The sequence below is a fragment of the Streptomyces sp. SA15 genome (assembly GCF_002291145.1).
In the GTDB taxonomy this organism is placed as follows: Bacteria; Actinomycetota; Actinomycetes; order Streptomycetales; family Streptomycetaceae; genus Streptomyces.
Map to the genome: position 1 here is coordinate 79,153 of NZ_NTGE01000128.1, position 17,248 is coordinate 96,400.

13 protein-coding genes are annotated in these 17,248 nt (G+C 68.9%); 12 read left to right on the forward strand and 1 reads right to left on the reverse strand.

Annotation, left to right across the window (positions count from 1 at the left end):
- The first annotated feature begins 42 nt into the window (after positions 1-42).
- Together CLM62_RS30190 and clpX are read left to right on the forward strand one after the other, a co-directional pair.
- Complete coding sequence (locus CLM62_RS30190) at positions 43-723, forward strand: ATP-dependent Clp protease proteolytic subunit (RefSeq protein ID WP_095753066.1); 681 nt, start codon at positions 43-45, stop codon at positions 721-723.
- A gap of 182 nt (positions 724-905) precedes the next feature.
- Positions 906-2,192 carry an ATP-dependent Clp protease ATP-binding subunit ClpX gene (gene clpX / locus CLM62_RS30195; RefSeq protein ID WP_095753096.1) on the forward strand — a complete coding sequence of 429 codons (1,287 nt, stop codon included), beginning with the start codon at positions 906-908 and terminating at the stop codon, positions 2,190-2,192.
- 70 nt (positions 2,193-2,262) lie between these two features.
- Here clpX and CLM62_RS30200 read toward each other — a convergent pair whose 3' ends face one another.
- Positions 2,263-3,243, reverse strand: a complete 981-nt coding sequence (locus CLM62_RS30200) for a hypothetical protein (protein WP_095753067.1) — start codon at positions 3,241-3,243, stop codon at positions 2,263-2,265.
- A gap of 136 nt (positions 3,244-3,379) precedes the next feature.
- On the opposite strand from CLM62_RS30200, the gene CLM62_RS30205 reads away from it, so the two are divergent.
- The 10 genes from CLM62_RS30205 (at position 3,380) to CLM62_RS30255 (ending at position 17,239) form a co-directional block, all read left to right on the forward strand.
- Positions 3,380-6,004, forward strand: coding sequence for a valine--tRNA ligase (locus tag CLM62_RS30205; RefSeq protein ID WP_095753068.1), 2,625 nt, complete (start codon positions 3,380-3,382; stop codon positions 6,002-6,004).
- 307 nt (positions 6,005-6,311) lie between these two features.
- Positions 6,312-7,832, forward strand: coding sequence for a folylpolyglutamate synthase/dihydrofolate synthase family protein (locus CLM62_RS30210; RefSeq protein WP_095753069.1), 1,521 nt, complete (start codon positions 6,312-6,314; stop codon positions 7,830-7,832).
- Between the two features lie 8 nt (positions 7,833-7,840).
- Positions 7,841-8,206 carry a DUF4233 domain-containing protein gene (locus tag CLM62_RS30215; RefSeq protein ID WP_095753070.1) on the forward strand — a complete coding sequence of 122 codons (366 nt, stop codon included), beginning with the start codon at positions 7,841-7,843 and terminating at the stop codon, positions 8,204-8,206.
- A 92-nt stretch (positions 8,207-8,298) separates the two neighbouring features.
- Positions 8,299-8,712 carry a nucleoside-diphosphate kinase gene (gene ndk, locus CLM62_RS30220; protein WP_095753071.1) on the forward strand — a complete coding sequence of 138 codons (414 nt, stop codon included), beginning with the start codon at positions 8,299-8,301 and terminating at the stop codon, positions 8,710-8,712.
- 509 nt (positions 8,713-9,221) lie between these two features.
- Positions 9,222-10,241 carry a rod shape-determining protein gene (locus CLM62_RS30230; protein ID WP_004931372.1) on the forward strand — a complete coding sequence of 340 codons (1,020 nt, stop codon included), beginning with the start codon at positions 9,222-9,224 and terminating at the stop codon, positions 10,239-10,241.
- Between the two features lie 156 nt (positions 10,242-10,397).
- A complete protein-coding gene (gene mreC / locus CLM62_RS30235) occupies positions 10,398-11,351 on the forward strand; it encodes a rod shape-determining protein MreC (protein WP_095753072.1) in 954 nt (317 codons plus the stop codon).
- A gap of 12 nt (positions 11,352-11,363) precedes the next feature.
- A complete protein-coding gene (gene mreD / locus CLM62_RS30240; RefSeq protein WP_095753073.1) occupies positions 11,364-12,044 on the forward strand; it encodes a rod shape-determining protein MreD in 681 nt (226 codons plus the stop codon).
- Positions 12,045-12,163: 119 nt separating this feature from the next.
- Complete coding sequence (gene mrdA / locus CLM62_RS30245) at positions 12,164-14,416, forward strand: penicillin-binding protein 2 (RefSeq protein WP_095753074.1); 2,253 nt, start codon at positions 12,164-12,166, stop codon at positions 14,414-14,416.
- Positions 14,413-15,612 (forward strand): rod shape-determining protein RodA, encoded by a 1,200-nt coding sequence (rodA, locus tag CLM62_RS30250; protein WP_095753075.1) that lies wholly within the window; start codon positions 14,413-14,415, stop codon positions 15,610-15,612. Before mrdA ends, rodA begins: the two co-directional genes overlap by 4 nt.
- A gap of 100 nt (positions 15,613-15,712) precedes the next feature.
- The gene (locus tag CLM62_RS30255; RefSeq protein ID WP_095753076.1) at positions 15,713-17,239 is read left to right on the forward strand and encodes a CYTH and CHAD domain-containing protein; all 1,527 of its coding nucleotides are present in this window, start codon (positions 15,713-15,715) and stop codon (positions 17,237-17,239) included.
- Positions 17,240-17,248 lie beyond the last annotated feature (9 nt).

Sequence of the window (17,248 nt, forward strand, 5' to 3'; positions counted from 1 at the left end):
CACAGCCCCCAGCCGACCGCCTCAGCCCCTAGGAGACAGACAGTGAACGACTTCCCCGGCAGCGGCCTGTACGACCGCACGAGCGCCGAGTACACGGGTCCCGTCGCGGAGTCCCGCTATGTGATCCCCCGCTTCGTCGAGCGCACCTCGCAGGGCATCCGCGAGTACGACCCGTACGCGAAGCTCTTCGAGGAGCGCGTGATCTTCCTCGGCGTGCAGATCGACGACGCCTCCGCCAACGACGTCATGGCGCAGCTGCTGTGCCTGGAGTCGATGGACCCCGACCGGGACATCTCGGTCTACATCAACAGCCCGGGCGGCTCCTTCACCGCGCTCACGGCCATCTACGACACGATGCAGTTCGTGAAGCCGGACATCCAGACGGTCTGCATGGGCCAGGCGGCCTCCGCCGCGGCCGTCCTGCTCGCGGCCGGCTCGCCCGGCAAGCGCATGGCGCTGCCGAACGCCCGCATCCTGATCCACCAGCCGTACAGCGAGACCGGCCGCGGCCAGGTCTCCGACCTGGAGATCGCCGCGAACGAGATCCTTCGCATGCGTGCACAGCTGGAGGAGATGCTGGCCAAGCACTCCACCACGCCGATCGAGAAGATCCGCGAGGACATCGAGCGCGACAAGATCCTCACGGCCGAGGACGCGCTGTCGTACGGCCTGATCGACCAGATCATCTCCACCCGGAAGATGAACAACGCTGAGGTTCGCTGACGCGGGCCTGTATCGTCTGCCGCTCCTTGGCACGGTTCGGCGCTGTGCACGACAAAGTGCACGAGAAAGTGAACCGTGCCAAGGGGGGCCCGAACGGGGGGCTCGGCAAGGTACCGTCGGACATAAGGCAGCACCAGGAGCCGCTGGACCTAGGCGTCTCCCAGGCGAAGGGGAAGCACACCGTGGCACGCATCGGTGACGGCGGCGATCTGCTCAAGTGCTCGTTCTGCGGCAAGAGCCAGAAGCAGGTCAAGAAGCTCATCGCAGGGCCCGGTGTGTACATCTGCGACGAGTGCATCGATCTCTGCAACGAGATCATCGAGGAAGAACTCGCGGAAACCAGCGAGGTCCGCTGGGAGGAGCTCCCGAAGCCCCGCGAGATCTACGAGTTCCTCGAGGGATACGTAGTCGGGCAGGAAGCGGCCAAGAAGGCCCTCTCCGTCGCGGTGTACAACCACTACAAGCGAGTCCAGGCCGGTGAGAACGGCGGCGGTCAAAGCCGCGAGGACGCCATCGAGTTGGCGAAGTCCAACATCCTCCTGCTGGGCCCCACGGGCTCCGGCAAGACCCTCCTCGCGCAGACCCTCGCCCGGATGCTCAACGTCCCGTTCGCCATCGCCGACGCGACGGCGCTGACGGAGGCGGGCTACGTCGGCGAGGACGTCGAGAACATCCTGCTGAAGCTGATCCAGGCGGCGGACTACGACGTCAAGAAGGCCGAAACCGGGATCATCTACATCGACGAGATCGACAAGGTCGCCCGTAAGAGCGAAAACCCCTCGATCACACGCGATGTGAGCGGCGAGGGCGTGCAGCAGGCCCTGCTGAAGATCCTGGAAGGCACCACCGCCTCGGTGCCGCCGCAGGGTGGGCGCAAACACCCCCACCAGGAGTTCATCCAGATCGACACGACGAACGTTCTGTTCATCGTGGGCGGTGCCTTCGCGGGCCTGGAGAAGATCATCGAGTCCCGGGCAGGCGCGAAGGGCATCGGCTTCGGCGCGACGATCCGCTCCAAGCGGGAGCTGGAGGCCAAGGACCAGTTCGAGGACGTCATGCCCGAGGACCTGGTCAAGTTCGGCATGATCCCCGAGTTCATCGGCCGCCTGCCCGTCATCACTTCGGTCCACAACCTCGACCGCGAGGCCCTCCTCCAGATCCTGGTCGAGCCGCGCAACGCGCTCGTCAAGCAGTACCAGCGCCTCTTCGAACTCGACGGCGTGGAGCTGGACTTCGAGCGCGAGGCCCTGGAGGCCATCGCCGACCAGGCCATCCTCCGCCAGACCGGCGCGCGCGGCCTGCGCGCCATCATGGAGGAAGTCCTCATGTCCGTGATGTACGAGGTCCCCTCCCGCAAGGACGTGGCCCGCGTCGTCATCACGGCGGACGTCGTCCATTCGAACGTGAACCCGACGCTGATTCCGCGGGAGGCGCGGGGGCGGGGGCCGGGGGAGCAGAAGACGGCGTAGGCAGTCACAGGCGTGAGCGAAGGGGCCCCGGTCAACCGACCGGGGCCCCTTCGGCGTTGAGTGTCCGGCGTCAGGCCTTGACGCGGGCCTCCTTGCGGAACTTCGTGGTGATGTCCGCGGCCACGTCCTTGGTGACGCCCTTCGTCGCGTCACCCGGCGACACCATCGCCAAGGTGCTGTAGTCGGCCCACGCGCAGAACCAGTCGGTCTTCTCCTGCTTGGTCCTCTGGTCCGTGCCCTTGGCCGCCTGGCACTTCATGAGCGCGCCGTCGAGGTCGACCGCCTCGGGCTCGCCGACGAACTCGGCCTGGCCGCCGCTGCCGCTGTCGGAGGAGTCCTCCTCGGTGGACTTCTTGACATTGGCGAAGAGGATGTCCAGGGCCTTCTCCGGGTCGGCGATCTCACCGTGGATGCCCACGAACGAGATGCTCTTGGACGTCGCTGCCTCGGCCGGGCTGGGCGCGGTGCTCGGGTCGCTGGGGTCGTAGCCCTCGATGGTCGAGTAGAAGCCGAACACGCTCTTGCCGTTCTTGACGCCGCTCTTCTCCAGCTCAGCGGCCGAATCGTCACCGACGCTCGCGCCGTCCTCGGTGGCCCGGTAGTACTCGCCGAGCGCCTTCGCCGGTGTCGACAGCGTGTGCGCCCCGTCGTCCTCCAGGCCGCCCCCGCCGGCGCCGATCACGAAGTACGCCCCCACACCTATCGCGGCCACGACGGCGACGGCGCCGATGATGATGCCCGTCTTCTTCTTGCCGCCCCCTGCGGCCGGCGGCTGCGGCACGCCGTACGGCGCCTGGCCGTAGGGCGGCTGCTGACCGTACGGGGCCTGCTGACCGTACGGCGGCTGCTGCGGCGGGACGCCGCCCTGCGGGGGCTGCTGCGGGTAGCCGTAGCCGGGCTGCGGCGGGGCCGGGGGAGCTTGCTGGGGGTAGCCGTAGCCGGGCTGGGCGGGCGGAGCCTGCGGCGGCTGGCCGTAGGGGCCCGGCTGCTGACCGTACGGTCCAGGCTGCTGAGGCTGCCCGCCGTACGGGCCCGGCTGGTTGTAGCTCATCTCTGGGTTCCCCTCCAGATGCTTATGTGTTCCTGACATCCTGGCGCAGCCCCTGTGCACACAGGGTGTTGGGGGGCCGTCCGTTACAGAACAAACGCGTTTCGGGACTGCCCGGTGACACCCCTAAACTGAGCCCGTGACCGAGAACGCTCAGCAGCAGCCACCAGCGCCCGACACCGAACTGCCGACCCAGTACGCGCCGGCCGACGTAGAGGGGCCGCTGTACGAGCGCTGGGTGGAGCGGGGTTACTTCGAGGCGGACGCGAAGAGCGACAAGCCGCCGTACACGATTGTCATCCCGCCCCCGAACGTCACCGGCTCGCTCCACCTCGGGCACGCCTTCGAGCACACGCTCATCGATGCCCTTACCCGCCGCAAGCGGATGCAGGGCTACGAGACGCTGTGGCAGCCCGGCATGGACCACGCCGGCATCGCCACGCAGAACGTCGTCGAGCGGGAGCTGGGCAAGGAGGGCAAGTCCCGGCACGACCTCGGCCGTGAGGCGTTCGTCGAGCGTGTCTGGCAGTGGAAGGCCGAGTCGGGCGGCCAGATCAGCGGTCAGATGCGGCGCCTCGGCGACGGCGTCGCGTGGTCGCGTGAGCGCTTCACGATGGACGAGGGGCTGTCCCAGGCCGTCCAGACCATCTTCAAGCGGCTCTACGACGAAGAGCTGATCTACCGCGCCGAGCGCATCATCAACTGGTGCCCGCGCTGTCTGACGGCCATCTCCGACATCGAGGTCGAGTACCAGGACGACGACGGCGAGCTTGTCTCCATGAAGTACGGCGAGGGGGACGAGACGATCGTCGTCGCCACGACCCGTGCCGAGACCATGCTCGGTGACACGGCCGTCGCCGTTCACCCCGAGGACGAGCGGTACAAGCACCTGATCGGCAAGCTGATCAGGCTGCCGCTGACCGACCGCTCCATCCCCGTCGTCGCCGACGAGCACGTCGACCCCGAGTTCGGCACGGGCGCCGTCAAGGTCACCCCGGCCCACGACCCGAACGACTTCGAGATCGGCCAGCGGCACGACCTGCCAGCCATCACGATCATGGACGAGCACGCCGTGATCACCGCCCACGGCCCCTTCCAGGGCCTTGACCGGCTGGAGGCCCGCTCGGCCATCGTCGCCGCGCTGCGCGCCGAGGGGCGGATCGTCGCGGAGAAGCGGCCGTACGTCCACAGCGTCGGCCACTGCTCGCGGTGCAAGACCACGATCGAGCCGCGGCTGTCCATGCAGTGGTGGGTCAAGGTCGGACCGCTGGCCAAGGCGGCCGGTGACGCCGTCCGGGACGGGCGCGTCAAGATCCACCCGCAGGAGATGGAGAAGCGGTACTTCGACTGGGTCGACAACCTCCACGACTGGTGTATTTCACGGCAGTTGTGGTGGGGGCACCGCATTCCGGTCTGGTACGGCCCGGAGGGCGAGGTCGTCTGCGTCGGACCCGACGAGGAGCCGCCGAGCGGTCAGGGCTGGCGTCAGGACACGGACGTCCTCGACACCTGGTTCTCCTCCGGCCTGTGGCCGTTCTCGACGCTCGGCTGGCCCGAACAGACCGAGTCGCTCGCGAAGTTCTACCCGAACTCCGTCCTGGTCACCGGTTACGACATCCTGTTCTTCTGGGTCGCCCGGATGATGATGTTCGGTCTTTACGCGATGGACGGCACGCCGCCGTTCCACACCATCGCCCTGCACGGCATGGTCCGCGACCAGTTCGGCAAGAAGATGTCGAAGTCCTTCGGCAACGCGGTCAACCCGCTGGACTGGATGGACAAGTACGGGTCGGATGCGCTGAGGTTCACGCTGGCCCGTGGCGCGAACCCCGGTGTCGACGTCCCGATCGGCGAGGACTGGGTCCAGGGTTCCCGCAACTTCGCCAACAAGATCTGGAACGCGACGCGCTTCGCGCTGATGAACGGCGCGACGGTTCAGGGGCCGCTGCCGGAGCCGTCGGCGATGTCGGCGACCGATCGGTGGATCCTGTCCCGGCTCAACTCCGTTGTCGCCGAGGTCGACGCGTTCTACGAGGACTACCAGTTCGCGAAGCTCTCCGACGCGCTGTTCCACTTCGCGTGGGACGAGGTGTTCGACTGGTACGTCGAGCTGTCGAAGACGACGTTCGCCGCCGGCGGTTCGGCCGCGGAGGTCAGCAAGCGGGTCCTCGGTGAAGTCCTGGATGTCACGCTGCGGCTGCTGCATCCGGTGGTCCCGTTCGTCACGGAGACGCTGTGGACGACGCTGACGGGTGGCGAGTCGCTCGTCATCGCGGAGTGGCCGTCGGACAGCGGGTTCCGGGACGCGGGCGCCGAGAGGGAGATCGAGACGCTCCAGTCCGTGATCACGGAGGTTCGCCGGTTCCGTGCGGATCAGGGGCTGCAGCCGGGGCAGCGGGTTCCGGCGCGGCTGTCTCTCGACGGTACGGCGCTTGCCCCGCACGAGGCTGCGATCCGGCAGCTGCTGCGGCTGCAGCCGGAGGGGGAGTCCTTCGCTGCGACGGCGACTCTGCCGGTGGCCGGGGTCGAGGTCGCGCTGGACCTCTCGGGCGTCATCGACGTCGCTGCGGAGCGGAAGCGGCTGGCCAAGGACCTTGCCGCTGCGGAGAAGGAGAAGGCGCAGGCGAACGCGAAGCTGGGGAACGAGGCGTTTCTGGCGAAGGCTCCGGATCATGTGGTGGAGAAGATTCGGACGCGGTTGGCGAAGGCGGGCGAGGACATCGCTCGGATCGAAGCGCAGCTGGATCGGTTGCCGGCTGCGTAGCGTTCGTACGGTGGTGAAGGCGCCCGGGGCTGTTTGGCACCGGGCGCCGGTGCTGGTCGGGGGTGGGTGGGCGCAGCCCGGCGCTACGGGGTGCCGCTCTCTGTGGGTCGGGAGCCGCCCTAGCGGCACGACTGCCCGCAGCTACGGCGGCTACGCGGGACGGCTGCCCGCAGCCGCGTGGGCCACTTCTCGGCCGACCGAGTCGGGTGGTGGGTGGGCATAGGCCCGGGGGTCTGGGGGCGGCGCCCCAGGGAGCGTGACCCCCACCGAGCCGCAGCCGACCCCCCGCCCTCCGTAGACTGGCCTCGTGAGTGAGCAGCCCCCGCACGACGACAGTCAGCAGCCCGACGCTCTCGACTCCTTCGAGGAGATCATCGCGGCCGAGACCGACCGCGATCCCGACCTCGCGGTGATCGAGGCCGGCAGCCGTACCCTGCGCACGCAGGGCGGTCCGCCGCAGGCCGATGTCCCCGGGCGCCCGGCGGACCCCGAGGTCGACAAGGCGCTGCGGGAGGTCGAGGCGGAACTCGCCACCCGCTGGGGTGAGACCAAGCTGGAGCCGTCGGTCAGCCGTATCGCCGCGCTGATGGACGTGCTGGGGGACCCGCAGCGGTCGTACCCCTCCATCCACATCACGGGCACGAACGGCAAGACCTCCACCGCCCGGATGATCGAGGCCCTGCTCGGCGCCTTCGAGCTGCGCACCGGCCGGTACACCTCCCCGCACGTCCAGTCGATCACCGAGCGCATCAGCCTCGACGGCGCGCCGATCTCCGCCGAGCGGTTCGTCGAGACGTACCAGGACATCGAGCCGTACGTCGAGATGGTCGACGCCCAGCAGGAGTACCGGCTGTCCTTCTTCGAGGTGCTCACGGGGATGGCGTACGCCGCCTTCGCCGACGCGCCCGTCGACGTCGCCGTCGTCGAGGTCGGCATGGGGGGCTCCTGGGACGCGACCAACGTCATCGACGGGGACGTCGCCGTCGTCACCCCCATCGACCTCGACCACACCGACCGGCTCGGCGACAACCCCGCCGCCATCGCCTCCGAGAAGGCCGGGATCATCAAGCAGGACGCCACCGTCATCCTGGCCCAACAGCCGGTCGACGCGGCCCAGGTGCTGCTGAAGAAGGCCGTGGAGGTCGACGCCACCGTGGCCCGGGAGGGGCTCGAGTTCGGGGTCGTGGCCCGGCAGGTCGCCGTCGGCGGGCAGCTGCTCACCCTGCGCGGGCTCGGCGGGGAGTACGGCGAGGTGTATCTCCCGCTGCACGGCGCCTACCAGGCGCACAACGCCGCCGTCGCCCTCGCCGCCGTAGAGGCCTTCTTCGGCGTCGGCTCCCAGCGGCCCGAGCGGCTCGACATCGACACCGTCCGCAAGGCCTTCGCCGCCGTGTCCTCGCCGGGGCGGCTGGAAGTCGTACGGCGGTCCCCGACCGTCGTCCTGGACGCCGCCCACAACCCGGCCGGCGCCCGCGCCACCGCCGACGCCATCGGGGAGGCCTTCGACTTCAGCCGGCTGATCGGCGTGGTCGGGGCCAGCGGGGACAAGAACGTCCGTGGACTCCTCGAAGCCTTCGAGCCGATCTTCGCCGAGATCGTCGTCACCCAGAACTCCAGTCACCGCGCCATGGACGCCGACGAGCTCGCCGCCATCGCCGTCGAGGTGTTCGGCGAGGAGCGCGTGCAGGTCGAGCCGCGGCTGCCGGACGCCCTGGAGGAGGCGATCACGCTGGCCGAGGAGGAAGGCGAGTTCGCGGGCGGCGGTGTGCTGGTCACCGGTTCCGTCATCACCGTCGGCGAGGCCCGGCTGCTGCTGGGGAAGGGCTGAGACTCGACATGCGTACGCTCTGTGCTTCGACGCTGATCGGCGAGTTCTTCATCATCGGGTTCGCCGGGCTGGTCGCGATGAAGGACCCCGACCTGTCCATGTCGACGGTGTGGACGGTCAGCGGCATCGCCATGTTCCTGTGCCTGCTGCTGTGCGGCATGGTGACCCGCCCCGGCGGCATCGCCCTCGGCTGGGCCCTCCAGGCCGCCCTGGTCGCCTCAGGCCTCATCGTCCCGTCGATGTTCTTCCTGGGGGCGGTCTTCGCGGCCCTGTGGTGGGCGTCGGTGCACTACGGACGGAAGATCGACGAGGCGAAGGCGAGGTTCGCGGCGCAGGCCGAGTCCTCGGCCTCCTCGACGCCCGATCCCGCGTGACTCCCTCTGACGTCTGACGCTGTGTAACAGGGGCCCGGACACGCCCGGTAACCTCATCACCCCGCACACCCTTTGATCACAAGGAGCCCGTCGTGAGCCAGCGCACCCTCGTCCTCCTCAAGCCCGACGCCGTCCGTCGTGGCCTGACCGGCGAGATCATCAGCCGTATCGAGCGCAAGGCCGGCTGGCAGATCACCGCGCTGGAGCTGCGCACCCTGGACCAGGAGACCCTGGAGCAGCACTACGGCGAGCACAAGGGCAAGCCCTTCTACGAGCCGCTGGTCGAGTTCATGGCCTCCGGCCCGGTCGTCGCGCTGATCGTCGAGGGGGAGCGGGTCATCGAGGGCGTGCGCGCGCTCGCCGGTCCCACCGACCCGATCGCCGCCGCGCCCGGCTCCATCCGCGGTGACTACGGCGTGATCGTCCGCGAGAACCTGATTCACGCCTCCGACTCCGAGGAGTCCGCCGAGCGCGAGGTGAAGATCTTCTTCCCCGGCCGCGCTTAGGGGGTGTTTTGAAAGTCCCGCACAGCACCCACGGCGCCCGGCACGCACCCTCGCCGCACCGGCCAAAGACCCAAGTAGCTCCGCTACGAGGGCCTTCGTCCGGCACGCCGAGGGCACGCACCGAACACCGCGGGCACCGCACAGGACTTTCAAAACACCCCCTAGAGGTCCTTGCACTATGAGCGACCGCCGGCCTGCCCTGGTTCCACGGGCGTTTCGGGAATTTTTCTGACGCGGTGTCAAACCGCTCCTCCGTCTGACCAGGGACGGCCGAACGTTGTCGGCCGTCCCTCGGCATATGCGTGCCGATCGGGGGAACGAGTGCCCCCGATGGCACGTCTCCACAAGCGAGGCGGTACATCACATGCTGACAATGGCGAAGACCCTCGCGCAGTGTTCGTGCAGGCGCGTCTACGATGGAAGCCTTCACGTCACCGCACCCACTTCGCCGACCTGAAATGCCCTCAAAAGCTCCCAGGAAGGCCAGACGAATCCTGATGGGGAACTCAATGTCGTTCATCGGCCGTGACATGGCTGTCGACCTCGGGACCGCCAACACGCTGGTGTACGTCAGGGGTCGCGGGATCGTACTCAACGAGCCGTCCGTCGTCGCGATCAACACCAACACCGGTGGCATTCTCGCGGTCGGCGCCGAAGCCAAGAAGATGATCGGGCGCACGCCCGGCAACATCGTTGCCGTACGTCCGCTGAAGGACGGCGTGATCGCCGACTTCGAGATCACCGAGCGGATGCTCCGCTACTTCATCCTGAAGATCCACAAGCGGCGGTATCTGGCTCGTCCGCGGGTCGTCGTCTGTGTGCCCTCCGGCATCACGGGCGTCGAGCGCCGCGCCGTCATCGAGGCGTCGTCCCAGGCCGGCGCCCGTCAGGTGCACATCATCGAGGAGCCGATGGCCGCGGCCATCGGCTCCGGCCTGCCGGTCCACGAGGCCACGGGCAACATGGTGGTGGACATCGGCGGCGGCACCACGGAGGTCGCGGTCATCTCCCTCGGCGGCATCGTCACCGCCCAGTCCATCCGCGTCGCGGGCGACGAACTGGACAACGCGATCATCCAGCACATCAAGAAGGAGTACTCCCTCCTGCTGGGTGAGCGGACGGCCGAACAGATCAAGATCACGATCGGTTCGGCGTACGACCTCGACGCTGACGAGCACACCGAAATCCGCGGCCGGGACCTCGTCTCCGGGCTGCCCAAGACCGTCGTCATCTCGGCCGCCGAAGTCCGCAAGGCGATCGAGGAACCCGTCAACGCCATCGTCGACGCCGTCAAGACCACCCTCGACAAGTGTCCGCCCGAGCTGTCCGGCGACATCATGGACCGGGGAATCGTTCTGACCGGCGGCGGAGCGCTGCTGCGCGGCCTCGACGAGCGGCTGCGCCGCGAGACCGGTATGCCGATCCACATCGCCGAGGACCCGCTGGACAGCGTGGCGCTCGGCTCCGGAAAGTGCGTCGAGGAGTTCGAGGCGCTCCAGCAGGTACTGGACGCCCAGCCGCGCAGATGACGTAACTCTTCGATTCCGCCGTACGAGATGATCCCCTCTCGTACGGCGGATCGTTGATATGGAGAAATAAGCTCCCGCAACACAAGGTCCTACAAAACCCGCAACACAAGCTCCTACAAAAGAAGCTCCTACGAGGAAAGGGCACGGCCGCCGCACGTGAGGGACACACGAGAGAGCCGGCTGCTCCTGGTGCTGCTGGTCGCCGTCGCGTTCGCGCTGATCACGGTGGACATCCGCGGCGGGGAGGACTCACCGGTCGACGGTGCCCGCCAGGCCGCGGCCACCGTCTTCGGCCCGATCGAGGACGGGATGTCGGCCGCGGTCGACCCGGTCGGCAACGCCGTATCCGCCATCCGTGACTCCGGCGAACGCCACGACCGGCTCGCGGAGCTGGAGAAGGAGAACGCGGCCCTCGAGGCGAAGCTGGGCAGCGACGACCGCAACCGCTCCCGCCTCGCCCAGCTCGACAAGATGCTGAAGATCTCGGGCAGAGGCCAGTACGGCATCAAGGGCGCCGAGGTCATCGCGATAGGAGCGGCCCAGGGCTTCTCCTGGACCGTCACCATCGACGTCGGCGCCAACGACGGCATCAAACGCGACATGACCGTCCTCAACGGGGACGGGCTCGTCGGGCGCGTGACGACCGTCGGCCCCAACATCGCCACCGTCCTGCTCGCCAACGATCCCGACTTCACCGTCGGCACCCGTATGGAGGCAAGCGACGAACTCGGCTTCGCCTCCGGGCAGGGCGACCGCCCGCTGCGCGTCGAACTCCTCAACGGCAAGGCCGAGATCAACAAGGGCGACCGCCTCGTCACCTTCGGCTCGCAGGCCGACAAGCCCTTCGTGCCCGGCGTGCCCGTCGGCGTGGTCTCCCGCGTCGACCCCTCCGGCGGCGACCTCACCCGCACCCTCTACGTCACGCCGTACGTCAGCTTCACCAAGCTGGACGTCGTCGGTGTCGTCGTCGAGGCCCCGAAGCAGGACCCGCGCGACACGGTGCTGCCCGACAAGCCCAGGCCGACCCCCACCCCGACCGTGACGGTGACCGTGACCCCGTCCGCCGAGATGCCGGTCGACGGCCAGATCCCGCCAGAGCAAGAGCAGTAGGAGCTGTAGCCCATGCGCGTCAACCGGATCCTGCTGTCCACCTCCCTGGTCGTCGTCGCCCTGGTCCTCCAGGTGAGCGTCCTCGCCCGCCTCCACCTCCCCGGCGCCGTCCCCGACCTGCTGCTGCTCACCGTCCTCGGCCTCGCCATGGTCTACGGCCATGTAGGCGGCGCCCTCGTCGGCTTCGGCGCCGGTCTGCTGGCCGACCTCGCCCCGCCCGCCGACCACGCGGCCGGCCGCTACGCCCTCGTGCTCAGCGTCATCGGCTACGCCGCCGGCCTGATCAAACCGGAGAACGGGCGCCTGAAGTCCGCTACCGGCCCCATGCTCGTCGTGGTCGCCACCGCCATCGGCTCCACCCTGCTGTACGCCGGTGTCGGCGCCCTCGTCGGCGACACCGCCGCCCGCCATGTCGGCCTGCCCAGCCTGCTGTTCACGGCCGCGCTGTACGACCTGCTGCTCGCCCCGTTCGTCGTCCCCGGGATCATGGCCCTGGCCCGGCGCGCGGAGAACGACCCACTCGCCGAGAGCGCCTCCTCGGCGAAGAAGCCCGACATCTCCTCGGGCTGGCTCTCCGGCGGCACAGGCCTGCGGATCGGCGGCCAGAGAGGCGGCCTCGGCGGGCTGAAGGTGAAGGCCGCCCGGGCCCGCACGGCCCGCGCCGGCCGCATCAAGGGGGTCAAGCGGCTGTGAGAGCGGGGGAATTGGCCGTCGTACGGCATCAAGGCCTCACAGCTTCGTCGTATATGACACATACACATATGACACATACGCACGACACATACACGCACTGAGAGGGGGAGGCAGCCGCAGTGACCAACATCCCCGAGACCGGCCGGACCCCACGGGTCCAGATCCGGCTCATCGTCATCCAGATCCTCGTCCTCTCCCTGCTCGGCACCCTCGGCGGGCGCCTGTGGTACCTCCAGATCCGCGAGGGCGACGAGTACGCCAAGCAGGCCTCCGGCAACCACGTCCAGCAGGTCGTGCAGCCCGCAGTACGCGGCTCGATCCTGGACGCGCGCGGAGTGCCCCTCGCCGACAACGAGACCCGCCTCGTCGTCTCCGCCTCCCGCACCGACCTGCTGAAGATGAAGGACGACGGCAAGGCCGTCCTCGCCAAACTGGCCGACGTGCTGGGCATGACGCCCAAGGAGGTCCAGGAGAAGGTCCGGCTGTGCGACGCCAAGACGCCGCAGCCCTGTTGGAACGGCTCGCCGTACCAGCCCATCCCCATCACCGACGAGGCCACCCCCAAGCAGGCCCTGCAGATCCGCGAGCGCGCCGAGGACTTCCCCGGCATCACCGCCGAGCCCCAGGCCGTGCGCCGCTACCCGAGCCCCGCTGAGGCCAACACCGCCCAGGTCCTCGGCTATCTCTCGCCGGTCACCGACGAGGAGATCACCAAGGCGCAGGACACCGACTCGCCCTACCTGCGCTCCGACCAGGTCGGCCGCTCCGGCCTTGAACGCCAGTACGACAAGGAGCTGCGCGGCAAGGCCGGCGTCACCCGCTACGAGGTCGACAACCTCGGCCGCGTCATCGGCCAGGCCGAGGCCGACCCCGCCCAGCCCGGCTCCACCCTCGTCACCAGCATCGACGCGCGCGTGCAGCGCGTCGCCGAGTACGAGCTGAACGAGGCCATGAAGGAAGCCCGCAAGCAGATGGACCGGAACACCGGCACCAACTACAAGGCCGACTCCGGCGCGGTCGTGGTGATGGAGGCCAAGACCGGCCGCGTCGTCGCCATGGCGTCCAACCCGGCGTACGACCCGAACGCCTGGGTCGGCGGCATCTCCGCCAAGGACTACGCCAAGCTCACCGGCAAGGACTCCAACTACCCGCTGCTGAACCGCGCGATCCAGGGCCAGTCGGCACCCGGCTCCATCTTCAAGGTGGTCCCGACGGCCGCCGCGGTCAACGCGGGCTACTCCTTCGACGGCCCCTACGAATGCTCCAGCTCCTACTCGATCGGCGGCCAGGTCTTCAAGAACTTCGAGTCCAAGGGGTACGGCCCGATCAGCCTCGGCCGCGCCCTGGAGGTCTCCTGCGACACCGTCTTCTACCGGCTCTCCCACGAGGAGTGGAAGCGGGACGGCGGCACCAAGCCGAAGAAGAACGCGAACGACTGGTTCTACAAGACCGCCCACCAGTTCGGCCTCGGCGCCGAGACCGGCATCGACCTGCCCAACGAGGTCACCGGCCGCATCCCCGACCGCAAGTGGAAGCTGGACTACTGGAAGGCCAACAAGGACGCCTGGTGCAAGACAGGCAAGAAGGACGGCAGCTACGCCGAGCGCATCGCCTACGAGAACTGCCTCGAAGGCAACCGGATGCGCGCCGGTGACTCCGTCAACTACTCCATCGGCCAGGGCGACACCCTCGTCACCCCCATCCAGATGGCCACCATCTACGGGGCCATCTCCAATGGCGGCACCCTCTACGACCCCTCCGTCGGCAAAGCGGTCATCAGCAACGACGGCAAGAACGTCACCGAGATCAAGCCCAAGGCGCACGGCAAGCTGCCCATAAGCAGGCAGACGCTGGCCGAGATGGACGACGCCCTCGCCGGGGTGGCCACCCGCGGTACCGCCGCCTGGCGGTTCGCACAGGTCGGCTGGCCGCAGGACAAGATCCCGATGCACGCCAAGACCGGTACCGCGGAGGTCTACGGCAAGCAGACGACGTCGTGGTTCGCCACGTACACCAAGGACTACACGGTCGTGATGACGATCTCGCAGGGTGGTACGGGTTCCGGTGCCTCGGGTCCCGCGGTGCGCAACATCTACGACGCGCTGTACGGCGTGTCCGACGACGGCGCGATCGACCCGAAGAACGCGCTGCTGCCGACCCCGGAGACGGCCCTGCCGAAGGTCCAGACGGACGGCACGATCAAGAGCCCGAAGGTGCCCAAGGACCCGGCGAAGGACCAGCGGGCCAGCCAGAAGGGCACGGCCGAACAGGACGGACAGCAGCAGGCGGCGACCGTGTCGACGCCCGCGACCGGGAACCGGAACACACGGCGACGGCCGCACAAGAGGGGTAGCCGGAGGATGCTCACATGACCGGAGTCAACAGCTTCCAGGTCCCCGGATACGGACCCCGACCCGCGGGCTGGTCCCGCCTGTTCGCCCGCGACTCGCTCGCCCGCCGGCTGGACTGGCCGATAATGCTGGCCGCGCTGGCGCTCTCCGGGATCGGCTCGCTGCTCGTCTTCTCCGCGACCCGCAACCGCACCGAGCTCAACCAGGGCGATCCGTACTACTTCCTGGTCCGGCACATCCTGAACACCGGTATCGGGTTCGCCCTGATGATCGGCACGGTCTGGCTCGGCCACCGCACCCTGCGCACGGCCGTACCGATCCTGTATGGCATCTCGCTCTTCCTGATCCTGCTGGTGCTCACCCCGCTCGGCTCCACCGTCAACGGCGCCCACTCGTGGATCCAGATCGGTGGCGGCTTCTCGCTCCAGCCCTCGGAGTTCGTGAAGGTCACGATCATCCTGGGCATGGCGATGCTGCTCGCGGCCCGGGTCGACGCGGGCGACAGGCCGCACCCCGACCACCGAACGGTCATGCAGGCGCTGGGACTTGCCGTCGTCCCCATGCTGATCGTGATGCTCATGCCCGACCTCGGGTCGGTCATGGTCATGGTCATCATCGTGCTGGGCGTGCTGCTCGCCTCCGGCGCGTCCAACCGCTGGGTGTTCGGGCTGCTGGGCGCCGGCGCGCTCGGCGCGATCGCCGGGTGGCAGCTGCACATCCTGGACGACTACCAGATCGCCCGCTTCGCGGCCTTCGCCAACCCCAGCCTCGACCCCGCGGGCGTCGGCTACAACACCAACCAGGCGCGCATCGCGATCGGCTCGGGCGGACTGACCGGGGCCGGGCTGTTCAACGGCTCGCAGACGACCGGCCAGTTCGTCCCGGAACAGCAGACGGACTTCGTGTTCACCGTCGCCGGGGAGGAGCTGGGCTTCGTCGGCGCGGGCCTGATCATCCTTCTCCTGGGCGTGGTGCTGTGGCGCGCCTGCCGCATCGCCCGCGAGACGACCGAGCTGTACGGCACGATCGTCGCCGCCGGGATCGTGGCGTGGTTCGCCTTCCAGACCTTCGAGAACATCGGCATGACGCTGGGCATCATGCCGGTCACGGGGCTTCCGCTGCCGTTCGTGTCGTACGGCGGGTCCTCGATGTTCGCGGTGTGGGTGGCGGTGGGGTTGTTGCAGTCGATCCGGGTGCAGCGGCCCATGTCGGCGTAGTGGTACTTCTGGTTGCCTCCCTTGGTTGCCTCCCGGTTTCCCTGGGATTCATGCGCAGTTGCCCCTGCCATCCCGCCGCGACTCCCACTAGATTCAGGTCATGGCGGACACGAAGCGTGAGATCGAGCGGAAGTACGAGTCCGACGAGAGCGGACTGCCCGACCTGACCGGCGTCGCCGGGGTCGCGACCGTGGTCGACAAGGGTGTCGCGCATCTGGACGCCACCTACTACGACACCGCGGACGAACGCCTCGCCGCGTCCTCGATCACCCTGCGCCGCCGCACCGGCGGATCGGACGCCGGCTGGCATCTGAAGTTCCCCGTGGCCCCGGGCGTACGGGACGAGATCCAGGCACCCCTCTCCGACACGGTGCCGCGCACCCTGGCCGGCCTGGTCCGCTCCCGCGTCCGGGATGCCGAACTGGCGCCCGTGGTCCGGCTCCGCTCCGACCGCGATGTGCGCGACCTGGTGGACGCGGAGGGCCGGCTGCTCGCCGAGGTCAGCGTGGACGCCGTACAGGCGGAGCGGCTGAACGGGGAGGGCGGCTCGGCCCAGTGGACCGAGATCGAGGTGGAGTTGGCCGACGGAGGCGACCCGGCCTTCCTCGACAAGGTGGAGAAACGGTTCCGTAAGGCGGGGGTACGGCCGTCCGCGTCGGCGTCGAAGCTGGCGCGGGCGCTGGAGGAGACGGCACCGAAGAAGAAGCGGCGGAAGAAGAAGGCGCCGGTCGCGCAGGCGCCGGTTGCGCAGGCTCCCGTGACCGCCGGCGACCACGTCCTCGCGTACATCCGCGCCCAGCGGGACGCCATCGTCGAGCTCGACCCCGCCGTACGGCGTGACGTCTACGACTCCGTGCACCGCATGCGCGTCGCCACCCGCCGGATGCGCAGCGCCTTCCGCTCGTACCGGAAGGTCCTCGACCGGGCCGTCACCGATCCGATCGGCGAGGAGCTGAAGTGGCTCGCGGGGGAGCTGGGCGTGGACCGCGACCAGGAGGTGCTCACCGACCGCCTGACCGCCGCCCTCGACGAACTGCCCCGCACCCTCCTGTCCGGCCCGGTCCGCACTCGGCTGCGCACCTGGTCGCATGCCCGGCGCGGAGGATCGCGCCGGCGCCTGATCGCCGTACTGGACGGAAAGAGGTATCTGGAGCTGCTGGCGGCGTTGGACGGGCTGGTCGACGAGCCGCCGCTGCTGGAGGCGGCCGGCGGGAAGCCGACGAAGGTGATCGGCAAGGCCGTACGGGGCGACTTCGCGGCCCTGGCCGTCCTCGTCGAACAGGCGGTGGAACTGCCGCCCAGCCAGGACCGCGACCTGGCGCTGCACGAGGCACGCAAGAAAGCCAAGCGGACCCGGTACGCGGCGGAGGCCGCGACCGGGGCCCTCGGGGAGCCCGCCGCCGATCTCGTCAGGTCGATGAAGTCCCTGCAAGGCCTGCTCGGCGACCACCAGGACAGCGTGATGACCCGCGAGGCCCTGCGCGACCTCGCAGGTCAGGCGCATGCGGCCGGGGAGAGCGCCTTCACGTACGGGGTGCTGTACGGGCACGAGGAGCGGCGGGCGGAGCTGGTGGAGGGGGCGCTGCCGGAGGCGTGGGGCTCGATCAAGGGCGGGATGGAGGTCTGAGGGGCGGAC